The sequence below is a fragment of the Acinetobacter sp. YH01022 genome (assembly GCF_013420235.1).
In the GTDB taxonomy this organism is placed as follows: domain Bacteria; phylum Pseudomonadota; class Gammaproteobacteria; order Pseudomonadales; family Moraxellaceae; genus Acinetobacter.
This window is the reverse complement of record NZ_VOYP01000002.1, coordinates 58,867-72,719: the sequence shown is the minus strand read 5'-3', so window position 1 is coordinate 72,719 and position 13,853 is coordinate 58,867. Positions and strand designations below refer to the sequence as shown.

The 13,853-nt window shown below is 43.7% G+C and carries 13 protein-coding genes and 1 pseudogene; 5 read left to right on the top strand and 9 right to left on the bottom strand.

The features are described from left to right. Positions 1 to 5: 5 nt before the first annotated feature. From FTT87_RS01135 to FTT87_RS01125, 3 genes are all read right to left on the bottom strand, one after another. The gene (locus FTT87_RS01135; RefSeq protein WP_180080207.1) at positions 6 to 923 is read right to left on the bottom strand and encodes a DMT family transporter; all 918 of its coding nucleotides are present in this window, start codon (positions 921 to 923) and stop codon (positions 6 to 8) included. 30 nt (positions 924 to 953) lie between these two features. After that, a complete protein-coding gene (gene rlmB / locus FTT87_RS01130; protein ID WP_086195202.1) occupies positions 954 to 1,703 on the bottom strand; it encodes a 23S rRNA (guanosine(2251)-2'-O)-methyltransferase RlmB in 750 nt (249 codons plus the stop codon). Positions 1,704 to 1,844: 141 nt separating this feature from the next. Further along, positions 1,845 to 2,168, bottom strand: a complete 324-nt coding sequence (locus tag FTT87_RS01125; protein WP_086195201.1) for a pyrimidine/purine nucleoside phosphorylase — start codon at positions 2,166 to 2,168, stop codon at positions 1,845 to 1,847. Between the two features lie 514 nt (positions 2,169 to 2,682). Here FTT87_RS01125 and recN point away from each other — a divergent pair. The 3 genes from recN (at position 2,683) to ruvX (ending at position 5,448) form a co-directional block, all read left to right on the top strand. Then, the gene (gene recN / locus FTT87_RS01120; RefSeq protein WP_180042615.1) at positions 2,683 to 4,344 is read left to right on the top strand and encodes a DNA repair protein RecN; all 1,662 of its coding nucleotides are present in this window, start codon (positions 2,683 to 2,685) and stop codon (positions 4,342 to 4,344) included. A 113-nt stretch (positions 4,345 to 4,457) separates the two neighbouring features. Further along, on the top strand, positions 4,458 to 5,012 hold the full coding sequence (locus FTT87_RS01115) for a YqgE/AlgH family protein (RefSeq protein ID WP_086195199.1): 555 nt from the start codon (positions 4,458 to 4,460) through the stop codon (positions 5,010 to 5,012). After that, entirely contained in the window at positions 5,005 to 5,448 is a 444-nt protein-coding gene (gene ruvX, locus FTT87_RS01110; RefSeq protein WP_180042616.1) for a Holliday junction resolvase RuvX, read from the top strand. The genes FTT87_RS01115 and ruvX overlap by 8 nt, the downstream gene beginning before the upstream one ends. Positions 5,449 to 5,527: 79 nt before the next feature. Here ruvX and FTT87_RS01105 read toward each other — a convergent pair whose 3' ends face one another. The 3 genes from FTT87_RS01105 to FTT87_RS01095 are packed head-to-tail and all read right to left on the bottom strand — an operon-like array spanning position 5,528 to position 8,863. After that, positions 5,528 to 6,535: an HlyD family secretion protein gene (locus FTT87_RS01105; protein WP_180174167.1), complete on the bottom strand. Its 1,008-nt coding sequence runs from the start codon at positions 6,533 to 6,535 to the stop codon at positions 5,528 to 5,530. A gap of 32 nt (positions 6,536 to 6,567) precedes the next feature. Continuing rightward, positions 6,568 to 6,774: a DUF1656 domain-containing protein gene (locus tag FTT87_RS01100; RefSeq protein WP_180174166.1), complete on the bottom strand. Its 207-nt coding sequence runs from the start codon at positions 6,772 to 6,774 to the stop codon at positions 6,568 to 6,570. Next, entirely contained in the window at positions 6,767 to 8,863 is a 2,097-nt protein-coding gene (locus tag FTT87_RS01095) for an FUSC family protein (RefSeq protein WP_180042619.1), read from the bottom strand. The genes FTT87_RS01100 and FTT87_RS01095 overlap by 8 nt, the downstream gene beginning before the upstream one ends. 475 nt (positions 8,864 to 9,338) lie before the next feature. Here FTT87_RS01095 and FTT87_RS01090 point away from each other — a divergent pair, with 475 nt between their 5' ends. Beyond that, positions 9,339 to 10,115 carry an IclR family transcriptional regulator gene (locus FTT87_RS01090; protein ID WP_086195194.1) on the top strand — a complete coding sequence of 259 codons (777 nt, stop codon included), beginning with the start codon at positions 9,339 to 9,341 and terminating at the stop codon, positions 10,113 to 10,115. Between the two features lie 183 nt (positions 10,116 to 10,298). Here FTT87_RS01090 and FTT87_RS01085 read toward each other — a convergent pair whose 3' ends face one another. After that, the gene (locus FTT87_RS01085; RefSeq protein ID WP_180042620.1) at positions 10,299 to 10,931 is read right to left on the bottom strand and encodes an alpha-ketoglutarate-dependent dioxygenase AlkB; all 633 of its coding nucleotides are present in this window, start codon (positions 10,929 to 10,931) and stop codon (positions 10,299 to 10,301) included. Between the two features lie 143 nt (positions 10,932 to 11,074). On the opposite strand from FTT87_RS01085, the pseudogene FTT87_RS01080 reads away from it, so the two are divergent. Beyond that, positions 11,075 to 11,326: pseudogene (locus FTT87_RS01080) on the top strand (ABC transporter); the annotation flags it as partial. 262 nt (positions 11,327 to 11,588) lie between these two features. Here the strand turns inward: FTT87_RS01080 and phoU are convergent. Together phoU and FTT87_RS01070 are read right to left on the bottom strand one after the other, a co-directional pair. After that, positions 11,589 to 12,305: a phosphate signaling complex protein PhoU gene (gene phoU, locus FTT87_RS01075; protein ID WP_086195193.1), complete on the bottom strand. Its 717-nt coding sequence runs from the start codon at positions 12,303 to 12,305 to the stop codon at positions 11,589 to 11,591. Between the two features lie 94 nt (positions 12,306 to 12,399). Beyond that, positions 12,400 to 13,752, bottom strand: a complete 1,353-nt coding sequence (locus tag FTT87_RS01070; protein WP_180080871.1) for a TolC family outer membrane protein — start codon at positions 13,750 to 13,752, stop codon at positions 12,400 to 12,402. Between the last annotated feature and the right edge of the window lie 101 nt (positions 13,753 to 13,853).

The following is a 13,853-nucleotide window of genomic DNA, read 5'->3' as shown; positions in this document are numbered from 1 at the left end:
GTCGATTAGGACTGCTTTTTTTGTTGATCAAGTTGCTGCTGCAAACTGTCTTGATGACCTATCCAGCGCCATGGCTGTAATGCACCGATCGCCATTCCGATCAAGCCACAAATAATGGCCAGACTTAAAGGCTCTCCCAATAGCGGTACCGCTAAAATTGCTGCCATAAACGGGGCCAAAGTCACGATACTTCCCGTTTTGAATGCACCCAGACGCTTAATCGCTTCTACATAAGTCAGTGTGGCCACAATGACCACAAAGATACCATGAAAAATCACCTGTAGCATTAAATGCACAGGTTCGGGTGCCGTTAAATTTTTCGGCAAAAACAATAGATAAATCGGCACATAGATAATCGCCGACCAGATGGCAACACCTGCCATAGAATGCCAGGCAGAAAGTTTCCATTGGCGTAACAATACGGTGAATACACCCCACCAGATCGCACTCAGGAAAAATAGCATGTCACCAAAACCAAAGGCCACCCCGGTTTCCTGATACATCAAGAAGCTCATTGCAGTGATCGCACTCAGCATAATCACCAAACTAATCCGGATGTGTTTATCTAAAGGCTGTTTAAATAATATCAATCCAGCTAAAGCTGTACACAGCGGAATACAGCCATTCAGGAAAATGGCTGCATGCGCTGCTGGTACATAATGAAAGGCACTATAAGAGGTCAGGCAATACGCTACCCCACCGATCATTGCCAGGATAAAGGGTTGTTTTTTCCATAAAAAAGCGGTGTCTTTTTTATAGAGTAAAATGGGCATGAGAATACAAAATGCCAAGGCAAAACGTAAGGCGGTAATATCCCAGGCACTAATTCCCCACTGGGCATTCAGGCGAGAAGTAATGGTAAATCCGCCCCAAATACACATGGTAATGGCGACATAAAGATAACCTTGAGACCGGGGCGACATAGCAAACAACTTTTAAATAGCAAAGAAAAATTACAGGTTACGTTGACGACAGGCTTCATACAGTGCCATACCGGTGGCAACACTGACATTTAAGCTTTGCAAGTTTCCGGCCATTGGAATATAGACCTTCTGATCACATTGTGACTGGGTAATTGGACGCAGACCTGTATCTTCAGCCCCCATTACGACACACACTGCCGTACCGGTAAAATCAAATTGATCAATCGGTAAGGCTTTTTCATCCAGCATGGTTCCAACTACACGTACATTAAATTCATCTTTGATATGGCCCAAAGTACGCGCCAGATTGGTCACCTGAATAAACTTCACTTTTTCTGCGCCACCGGCAGCAACCTTACGCGCGGTCGGCGTCAAGCTTGCAGAACGGTCGCGTGAGACCACTACGGCTTCAACACCCATGGCAGCCGCTGTACGAATACAGGCACCCAAATTGTGTGGATCGGTGACCTGGTCCAGTGCCAGCAAAAGCGCTTGAGGATTTTGCTTCAGTACGGCATCCAGATCCTGTTCATTCAATACCGGATGCGGACGCACTGCAGCGACTACGCCCTGATGGAAAGGCTGACCTGCCAGTTTTTCCAGTTTGTCACGGCTGGCTTGTTGCACGCTAATACCAAAAGGTTCAGCCAGAGCCAAGACGTTTTTCAAACGCTGGTCATCACGGCCTTTCAAGGTAAATAAAGTCAGTACGCGCTCAGGCTCGAGTTCCAATAATGACTCCACCGAGTGAACGCCATAATAATATTCTGGTTTTGCCATCAACGGCCTCTAAAATCTGTGGTGACTATGGGTAATTATACAAAAAGAAAAATCCTGCAAAGCAGGCTTTACAGGATTGATGCTTGAATCTAGTTTAACCGATTCAGGTTAAAATTTCTTTGTCTTATCCAGGACGAATACTTAGCCTTCGAAGTGACAGACATAATCGAGCACTTCATCTGTCTCGATTTTAAAACGGCTATTGCCTGGTACATAGAAAGACTGACCGGCACGGAACAGTTCACTTTCTGTTTTGTCGCCAATTTGGACACGACATTCACCTGAAATAATTTCCATACGTTCAGGTACATGTGTTTGAAAGGTCAAAGCCTGTTCTGTTGGCAAAATTACCCCTAAGGTTTTTTTGGTGCCATCTTCAAACTGCACGGTATGACTGATACACAACCCATCGAAATAAACATTCGACTTTTTGACAACCGAAACGTGATCAAACTGATTTGACATGCGTATTCTCCAGATAATGCGCATTTATAATTTTTGCCCGAGCTAGTTTAAAGCCGAGTATTAAACTAATCAATCATTGTTTCTTCCCGTCAAATCAATATTTTTCAAATTTTTACAAATATTTTTTCTATAAACTTCAAAGAAAAACTGGAGAGTGATGCACGAACTTCTGCATAAATGAAATGCTAAGCTCAAATTATTGCCAATTTCTTCCCAACCAAAGGTGAATAATATTCCCCATCATTAATCCTACCTTCAAATCATCCGCATTATATGGTTCAGGTTTTGCGGGACTGGATCGAGCTGCGAATCAGTTTTTTATCTTTTTCTAAAAATAAGAGGCTATTGATCGATGGCAAATTTTATCGGCTATTTTCAACTGCGCGTTTTATTTTCTGCACTCAGATAAGGTAAGATATTGATGTTTTAAATCCTTTTAAAATAAAAGCTGTCTTGTGACCAAAACAAAATTTCACTATCTTAGATTAAAACTTTTCGCAGCTTGGATGCGTTTATGCTGACACATTTAACTCTCATCAATTTTGCTTTAGCTGATCACTTAGCCATTGATATTGAAAAAGGTTTCAATGTCCTGACGGGTGAAACCGGGGCGGGTAAATCGTTATTACTGGATGCCCTGTCTGCCTGCCTGGGTGAACGTACCGATACCAATTATGTACGTTTCGGTTCGGATAAAGCCGATGTGACGGCCATTTTTAGTTATCAGGAACACAGCCCTGAAGCCCAATGGTTAAAAGCACACGAGTTGGATGATGAGTCAGGCGAAATTCATTTACGTCGGGTGATTTTTGCTACAGGTCGTAGCAAAGCCTGGATTAATGGCCGTCCAAGCAGCTTGTCAGAGCTGAAAGAAATTGGGCGTTTGCTGGTACAACTCTATAGTCAGCACAGTCAGCAGCAACTGTTAGAACCGCCCTATCCCAAGCACTGGCTCGACCGTTACAGCAACTTTTATCAGCCTGCGCAAGATGTTCGTAATGCCTATAGCACCTGGCAAAAAGACATTCGCGAGCATCAAGCCGCTTTGGATGCTCAAGCAACCCGCAAACAGCGGATCGAAACTTTAGAGTTGCAACTGGAAGAACTCGAAGACATCACCCAGATTGACTATAAAGAGATTGAACAGGAATTTGACCGTTTAAGCCATCATGAACATATCATGCTTGACTGCAGTTATAGCTTAAATGTGCTGGATGAAGCCGAACAAAACCTGACCCAGGAACTTTCATCAATTATTCGTCGTCTGGAATCACATGCTGGTCGTAGTGAACAGCTTGCTGAAATCTATAATTCACTGATCAATGCACAAAGTGAAATTGATGATGCAACGGCAAACTTGCGTCAGTTTATCGATCGCCAAAGCTTCGATCCTGAACGGATGGAAGAATTGAACTCGCAACTGGAAATTTTCCACCGTTTAGCGCGTAAATACCGCACTCAGCCAGAGACATTGAAAGAAGAATATCAGGCCTGGCAGACAGAACTGGAACAATTGCATCAGCTTGAAGACCCGGAAACCTTGGCTGAACAGGTCGAGTTATCGCATCAGGAATTTTTATCCAAAGCACAATATCTGGATGAAATTCGCCGTGAAGCCGCTATCCCCTTGGCGAAACAACTGACTGAACAGGTCAAGCAGCTGGCTTTGCCGGAGGCCTATTTTGAATTCAAGTTTGAGCCTTTAGAGCAGGTTAGTGCCGAAGGTTTGAGCTTTATTCAACTGCTGTTTACTGCGAACAAGGGTATTCCGCCACAGCCTTTGGCACGTGTTGCTTCCGGAGGTGAACTGTCACGTATTGCCCTGGTCATGCAAGTCATGAATGCTGAAAAAACCGAAGCGGAAGTGCTGGTCTTCGATGAAATCGATGTCGGGATTAGTGGCGGTACTGCAGAAATGGTCGGCCGTTTGCTGGCGGATTTGGCCCAGCATGTACAGATCTTATGTATTACCCATCAGGCTCAGGTGGCGGCACAATCCGATCAGCATCTACTGGTGAAAAAGCGTCAGACCGATCCGGCCAGCAGTACCATCATTAATCTTGCAGAAGAACAGCGCATTGATGAACTGGCCCGTATGACCGGCGGCGTCGAAATTAATGATACGACCCTGCAACACGCCAAGCAGTTACGTCAACTTAAGTTTCAACAGGTATAGGTTTGAGGTTTAAATCACAAAAAATGATTGGCGAAACCCAATTAGTTTAGTAACTTGGTCATAAGCGCTTAGTTAATTTAATCAGTTTTTGATTTTAAGGGGGAATGGCTTAGATGACTAAACAATATCTGACACATCGCTGTCTCATTGCACCTCCTGATTTAGCCGATGACTTTTTTGCCAATACGGTAATTTATTTGGCACGCCATGATGAAGATGGTGCTCAAGGCATTATCATCAACCGCCCATCCGGTCTTTCAATCAAGGAATTGTTGAATGATCTGGAAATTGAAGCGGACAATGTCAATCCTCATGCAGTCTTGCAAGGTGGACCTTTGCGTCCTGAAGCCGGATTTGTGCTGCATACCGGTCAACCGACTTGGCATTCATCCATTGCTGTGGGTGAAAATGTCTGTATTACCACGTCTAAAGATATCCTCGATGCCATCGCCCACAATGAAGGCGTTGGACGCTACCAAATTGCTTTGGGTTATGCCAGCTGGGGCAAAAACCAGCTGGAACAGGAAATCGCACGTGGTGACTGGCTGATCTGTGATTCCGATATGGATTTGATTTTTAATTTGCCTTATGACGACCGCTGGGATGCGGCCTATAAAAAAATGGGCCTAGACCGCACCTGGCTATCATCAGAGATTGGACATGCCTGATTTATCACAACCACACATGATTATGGCATTTGATTTCGGTACCCAGAAAATGGGCATGGCCGTCGGTCAATCACTGATTGAAAGTGCCAATCCGCTTGCCCTGTTTCCGATGAAAGATGGCATCCCGAACTGGGATGCTTTACTGAAAATCGTCAAACAGTATCAACCGAGCTTATTTCTGGTCGGTTTACCGTTGAATATGGATGATAGCGAATCGGAACTTTCCGCACGTTCACGCAAATTTGCCCGACGCTTGCGTCATCAGACCAATATTGAAACATTGATGGTCGATGAGCGCCTGACCACCCGTGAAGCACGTGATGAACTGGATCATTATCAGTCTCAAGGTCGTGGCAAAAAACTGGCGGCTGACAGTATTGCCGCAGCCTTATTTATCGAGAGCTGGTATCGCAATCCGGTAGGTTTAACCCCGTAAAGTTGAATTAACAAATAATAAAAAAGCATCCTCTCGGATGCTTTTTTATTGCAATGAATCAGGTCGAATCTATTCGAATTTATTGGGCTTTTTTCTCAATATGTACAGTCACAGTACGTCCTGCCACAAAGGCCAGCTGGTTCTTCGGCAATTCATCAATCATAATTTTCACTGGTACACGTTGTGCCAGACGCACCCAGCTAAAGGTTGGATTCACATTGGCAAGCAATCCCGTAGTGGATGTACGTTCACGATCCTCAATCCCGGAAGCAATACCCTGAACATGACCTTTGAGTTTTTGTGAATCGCCCATCAGCTGGACCGTTGCAGGAGCACCAACATAAATCTTGTCGAGCTTGGTTTCTTCAAAATACCCCACCACATACAGCTGCTGACGGTTTAACAGTGCAGCCACTGCCTGCCCGACTTTGACATAGTTGCCTTGCTGTAATTCAAAATTGGATAAGGTGCCATCGGCCGGTGCCACCACTTCAGAACGGTTTAAATTCAGTTCGGACAGGTGCAGATTGCTGTTGGCCACTTCAATCAGGGCTTTTTGCTGCACAATATTGGCTTTGGCCTGATCAATCGCAGCCAGCATTTGCTCATGTTCGGCATGTGACTGATCTCGCGTTGCAAACATCTGGTCCTGTTCCTGTTTTGAAATCGCACCCTCCATAAGGTTGGCATAGCGGTTGGCATTTTTATCCGCCAGATTGATATTGGCTTGAGATTTCACCAGATTGGCTTTGGCCTGAGCCAGTTCTGCTTCGGCAGCAGCCAGGCCTGCCTTGGCTTTAGACAGGTCCGATCTGGCCTGTTCCACATCCAGGGCTTGACGGGCCACATCAATTTTAAACAGTACCTGCCCTTTTTTCACAGTCTGGTTATCCTGCACCAAGACCTCGGTGATCAAACCCGCAACATCTGAAGAGACTTGAATCACATCGCCGCGTATCCGGCCATCACGGGTCCACGGCTCAGAATTGTAATAATCCCAGATATGTTTTACCGCCAAAATTGCAATGACAGCGACTATAGTAAATAGCACCGGTCGGACGACTTTACGCAAGTCTAAAGATGTCATGGAAAACCTCATTCATTTCAAAAAATGTCTGCTTAGCCCCAGCAGACAATAAAGCCCCAATGCATTAACCACAGCAGCACAAGATAAATGCAGAGATAAAAAATATTCGGCAGCGGAATCCAGCCCTGTTCCACAACACGGTCAAGCACACGCATCAATACACGCAGTACAACGTAGGTCAGAACCGCCTGAATCAGCAGAATCGGGACATATACCCCATAGACATTTAACTCACCCATGGACAACTTCTCCAAGTTGTATCTCTTCTTTAAGCTGCGCTGGTTCATGACACAAACTGCTGCGAATATTGTTTAAAGACATCTGTATTCGCCAGGAAGTTTCAGCATGCTCCAGTTGTTGTGCCTCTTTTTTCAATTGGCTGATTTTTAAAATGACCTGCTGATGAAGCTCTGCAATCAGCTGTTGTTGTGCATTTTCTTTGGCACGAAAATAGTCATCCAGACCTTGTTGCAGATCTTCCAGACTCACCAAAATGGCTTGCTCTGAATCAAGTCGATGCATCAACTCTTGCAGACGGGTCAGATCAATCACGGCACTGGTTTCTACCAGGGCCAAATTAATCTGGGTCTTTAATTTTTCCGACTGCACCATCTTGGTATTCAATATTCCAATCCGGTCCAGCATACTGCGTAAATGGATACGAAACGGCACGCCATAAGGAAGATATAAAGCCTGACGAATGGCCTTGTAATGCAACGACAAAATCCGCTGTACCGTAATTTCAGGAGACATCGCCCGAACCAGATGAATGATGTAAATCGAAATAATCGGCCCCAGCACCGAACCGATGGTGGCATCAAAGAAAAAAACCTGATCCAGCGTGTAATGGTTTTGCAAGTTCAAGCCCATGATGGTTCCCATCAATAAGGGCAAGGCAATCCCGGTGAGTGGCGGATGAGGAAACATCATCAGGCAATAGATCACAAAAGGGGCCAGTACCAGTGCCAATTCCCAGAACGAGGTCACGTGCGGAAAAATGCCATAGGCATAAATAAATACCATCATCCCTGCATAAATATTGCCACGCACAAACATCTTCAATGCCGGTACCGGGTTATCCATGGCAGTTAAAATACAGGCGCTGATCGCTGCCATTTCAGCCATCATAAAACCGGCTTTCCAACCACTGAGTATCCAGAATCCTGTCGCGATGATCACCACAATAAAAGCGGAAATTCCGCCCCGCACCGCAACCCCATGGTCACGGTGTAAATTGGGATAGGTGGTGCTCAGGGGTGTGACGCTTTCTGGCAATGAAGCATCGCCCTGTTGGATGCGTTGCCAAATTAGTCTGATGGCACGAATATTTTGAATGAAATGGCGGATATCCATTTTCAGGCTGGCCAAAATCACCTGCTGTTCAGCAGGTACGGTGGTCATTAAACGGGCAAAATCCTGCTCAAAATTTTCAGGCAACAGATTTAAGGTCTGTTCCTGAATATCCTGATCATCTTTTAAAAATGTGGCGCTATGATCATGAATCACCTGAAGCTGGACACGGTATTGCCGATCCATTTGATCCAGCTGTTTGATCCGTTCGGCCATCGCCACCAGGTTGGCTACCAGCATGCTCAGTTGATGTAGCATCTCCTGTAGGGGTTTGGTCATGCCCTGCAAGGTCGATTTCTCATAGGACAAGTGCACTGCCATGACATGAATTTCAGCAATATCACGGGCAATCTGACTGAGTGCGGTACTGTAATTTCCCAGTTCGGAGGGATTGAGTAAAATCTGGTCAAATAAAGTTTTGGTGTCTTTAAAGGTTTTAGATACCCGTGCCGCCACGGCTGGCCCAATATGCAGCGGAAAAATTGTCGTAGTCACAATAGCACTACAGACCACCCCAACCAGAATCTCTAAGAAGCGGCCCACGGCCATATCAAACATCGATGCCGTATCGATGCTATAGATAATGTTATAGCTGATAATAACCGTGGTATATCCCGCCAGCATAAATACATAGCTACGTGGAGTCCGGTCGAGCAACGAGATATATAAACAACCTCCTACCCATGCAGCTAAAAATAAAGTGAACAGCCACGGCGTGTTGATTAGTAGCGGAGTCACTGCCACAGAAACTACCGCACCCAACAAGGTGCCCAGTGCACGATACATACTTTTGGAAGAAGTCATCCCGGAAAAGGGATTGGCAATCACAAAGACGGTCCCGATTGCCCAGATGGGATAGGCCAAATTCAGTGCAAAAGCCACATACAGCGCAAGCATGCCTGCCAGAAACGTTTTAGTCGCAAAAATCCAGTCCATCTTGTTGGGACGAAATGCGAGTACTTGTTTAGTAAGCAGCATGGGTTGATCTCAAATTAGGGGGTTACTTCCTCTGCCTGATTTTTGAATGACGACTACAATGCACGATCTACCTGGAAGATGGATCGTGTAAAAATAGGGAGGTTTAAACATGCCTCAGATGAGCGTCATTCAAAACGAATGGAGAAGATTTCACATCATCCTGTTGATGTGAAATAGCACAGGAAAACAGCCAGCCTGAAAAGGTTGAAAATTCACCATTAGACATTTATTTTTATTATTTTTTCAAACAAAGCCCATAAAGTCAATAATAATATCTTATTGTGATAATTAAACATAAATTAATAAGACCTATTAAATGAATATTGCCTGATTTTCTCATGCTCACCGTAAAATATTTTTAGATGAGGTACAAATACAACATTAGCTTCACAAAAGCCCTGCTCTACCTAATTTTTTGTTATAAAGTAATACTTATTCGTTTTTCTTTTTATATGCTTTGACCAAGCAGGTACTTATGGCACTTTCTAGTTTTGGTAAAATTCTTACCGTTTTGGATCTCTTTTCAGTGTCTCGCCCGATCATTAATGTCGATATCATTAGTGAGGAATTAGGACTCTCTAAACCCACAAGTTACCGTTATTTAAAAGAATTGGTTTCGGCAGAATTATTACAACGCCTCAGTGGAACTTCAGGTGACTACACACTAGGTTCTAAAATTGCCGTACTGGATTACATTTCCCGTACCACAGACCCTTTAGTACAGATCAGCATTCCCTTTATGCAGCAAATTGTAGAACGTACCGAATTCGGCTGTCTGCTCACGCATTTAAATTACGATTCATGTATCGATATTCATCACGAACTATATAAAGACCTGACCACGCTGATTTATGGTCGTGGTTGTCCTCGCCCAATCTATAAAGGTTCTTCTGCCAAGGTGATTTTGGCACATTTACCCAAACAGCGCGTTTTGGATTATTATCGGCGCTTTGTGACTGAACTGTCTGAAGTTGGCTTTGCACATAGCGAAGAAGAATTCCTGTTGCAAATGAAACAGATTAAAAAACAGGGCTATTATTTCTCGAGTGGAGAAGTCGATCCCAATCTGGCCAGTCTTTCTATTCCAGTGAAATTTTCCACTAAGGAACCGCCTTTGGCCTTGACCCTGTTAGGCTCGAAAAACCGCTTTGAATTTACCAATTTCCAGAAGTTGATCGAAATATTACGCGACAATGCCAGTTTAATCGAAAAGAAATTTATGACCTTGACCCATCAGGAAGACATATTTTAACTTGAGGAACAACAATACATTTTAATCTAAAAAATGTTGAATTCATTATTATATTCTCATAATATGATTATCGTTCTTCAGCATCCAGTGTTCCATGATAACGTGATGCCAGGTTAAAAACTCTCCCCAAATTAAAAAAGCTCATCACAGGATGGGCTTTTTTATGCGCTTATTTCCAATATTCTATTGCTTCTCATGCGGATAAAAATAACGGAACGTCAGATTCACCCGTGGCTCAATAATTTTCACCGATTTCCTTAAAGTATGCTTCCAGTACTGCTGAGTCTTGCCACGCATCACAATCAGCTGACCGCTCTGTAACAGCACATCAACTTTGTCTGGCTTTTGCTTGTGCTTAAAACTGAATTTCCGGGTTGCCCCAAAACTTAAGGAGGCAATCACGGTTTCCTGACCTGTATTGGGTTGCAATGTAGACTCATCATCACTATGCCAGCCCATAGCTTGAGTGCCATCTTCATACAAATTAGCAAGACATGAATTAAACGCATAGCCGACCAAATTTTCGATATGCTGCTTTAAACGGAATAATCCGGGTGTCCAGACATGGGCTTGCTTGAATGTGCCGGAATAATGATATGGGTAATTTTCATCGCCATACCAGGCCACTTTACGTGCAGTTTTATAGTGTTTTCCATACAACAGCACTTCATCATGTTGCCAGGCCAGATGAGTCAAAAAATACTGCAAATATTGCTCGCTCTGCTGAGGCGTTAAAATCAGGCCATAGTCTTGTACAATGCCGTCATAGGGCAACAGATTGGCTCGGACTTCAGGCTCAAACAATTCAAAGTTCATCGGCAAAAATAAATCTAAAATTCATTTTATTCTAACGAATGATTTCTGTTCACAATTGAGAATATTGTATGCGCTTGTGACATAGGCTATCAGGCTTAGTCTCAAAAAAATTGCATATGAATTTATGACACTTATTTCAAAAAATTCAGCCTTTTGTCCAAACCTACAGCTTACTGGTCATCGAATTTGACCCTGATTGCTTCCTTCACCGCTCAGGTCAAGGCGCTAATTGCAATATGCGGTTAATAGTATTAATCGACTGATTGAATCGGGGGTTGGGGCTGCCTGAAGGCTGCCATATTCTGATCACCATCTCTGCCATTTTACTGGCTAAAGAAGTCATCAATGCCTTAGTGCAATTAGGGCAACAATTTTATGGGGAAAAGCTGCGTATTAGCGGATGCTGAAGAAGAAACGCATAGTTGATTATATTATGAATATTTTTATAACAGCGTGCTCACATGATCCCTTTTATGAGCGAAACTCGTTTACTTCTTCTTAGGGCAAAATTAAATTTTAAAATAAATCATTCATAGAAACATGGTCTTTCCGCTTGGCTCCATTCCCAAACCATAGCTGATAACCACCTAGTCATGAAGTCATGAGCAATAAAAAAAGCCTGCAAATTGCAGGCTTTTTATTTAATTATGAGAGTAATTAACGCTGAACTTTCTGTTCAATCTCTTCGACGCTGGTATGGCGAACATCTAGCCCTTTGACCATATAAATCACCTGTTCGGAAATATTACGGGCATGGTCGCCAATCCGCTCCAAAGAACGCAGTACCCACATTACATTGATGACCCGTGAAATATGACGTGGATCTTCAATCATATAAGTCATTAAGGTACGGGTCGCAGACTGGTATTCACGGTCAATATCGGCATCGGCAAGCAATACTCGTAAAGCCTGATCAACATCCAGACGTGCAAAGGCATCCAGCGCATCATGAATCATTACACGAACCTGATTACCAATGTGACGGGTTTCCATATAGCCACGTGGCGAACTGCCCTCTTCACATAAATTTTGTGCAATGCGGGCAATTTTTGCCGCTTCATCGCCAATACGTTCCAGGTCGGTATTGGCCTTTGACATGGCAATCACCATACGTAAATCAATCGCAGCAGGATGACGGCGTGCCAGAATCAGGGTCAAGGCTTCATCAATCTCGGTTTCCATACGATTGACTACATTATCCTGAAATTGCACTTCAATCGCTAAAGCGGCATCAGTGTCTAACAGGGCATGAATACTGTTGGCCACTTGCTGCTCGACCAAGCCCCCCATGGTCATAAACTTGGTATTTACATCTTGCAAATCTTCATTAAATTGCGAAGAAATATGGTGATTTAACACCGGATTGTTTGGCAAGGGACGTACTCCACAACAGCGATTTTAAAATGAATGATCTTGTTTAATATTAAAGCATACCTACTATGAAGTTTTTATGACAAAAACTGCAAGATTAGCTGACTGGCTTGAACGACTTGTCAACCAGCCAGGCATTCATTTCTTCAAGGTCTTTTTCGGTCAATTTACCGACCGATGCTTTTAAACGCAGCACATTAATCAAATAATCATATTTTGCATTTAAATAATCCTGTTTGGCAGAAAAAGCGTTGCGTTGTGCCAGCAGCACATCGACCATGGTTTTTAGACCTTCCTGATATTGTGCTTTAGAGGCTTGGGAAACCACTTCCGAAGAGTCCATTGCGGCTTTTCGTGCCTGTAATTTGGCTTGATCAGTTTCTACCTGCATATAAGATTTTTTCACATCGGTGCTGGCTTTGCGAATTGCAGCCTCCAGCTGGGATTCGCTTTTCTTCACATTCACCGCGGCTTTTTGAATGGATTTTTGCGTTCTGCCCCCAGTATAAACATTCCAGTTCATCTCTACGCCAATCTGGTCAAACTGGCCATCACTGGATACTACATTTTGCGGGGACTGCTTGATATATCCATACGTCCCTACCGCCTCAATTTGTGGATATAAGGCAGCTTTTTCTACCCGTTTCTGGTCTTCTGCATAACGCTGCTGGATACGTGCCTGCTGAACAGAGAGATTCTGACTCAGTGCCAGCACTGTCCAGGCATCCAGATCAGCAGGATAAGGCTTTTGAAATTGAAAATCGTCTCGGAGTACGGCCAAATTCTCTTGATAAGGTCCGATTAACTGGGTCAGCTGTTCCTGCGCCAAAACCAATTGTACATGCGTGGCAATCCGGTTGGCCCGGGCACTTTGATATTGCGCATTGGCCTCACTGACATCGCTTTTTGCTACCAGTCCTTCTTTTAATTTGGCATTCATCACATTCAGCTGTTCAAACAGGGCTTTTTCTTCCTGCAGATTGGCTAGGGTTAAACTCTGCTGACGCAATATATTAAAATAACTTTCCGAGACGTTTAAAATGTGTTCCTGGCGCTGTAATTGTAAAGTGATTTCACTCAGATTAACGGAAGTTTTAATCTGCTTTAAACCTTCCCAGGCATCCCAGCGAAATAGTGGCTGACGAGCAGTAATGGCAATTTGTCGAGTAGTGGACGAGGAAGCCGTAAATGCATCTACAGGAAAACCAGGAATAGTGCTGTCACTGCTCTGCTGACTTTTACGCACCACATTTCCAGAAACAGTCACCGTTGGCAATAAATTCCCTTTGGCAATGCCCAGATTGAGTTGATCTGCTTCATACTGTAAAAGATTCGCTTGCCAATTGGGATCGCTGTTTTTCGCCCGTTGATAGGCTTGCACCAAATCCAGAGCATGACTCCATGGACTGAACAGCAACACACATACACCAATGACTATTTTAATATCCATTTTTTATCGTAAATCCCGACCTGCGACCATCCATAGACATGCATATTTATAATAAAAGCTATGCAATATTAAAATGATCTGCTCAATTTTCCGTATGATTT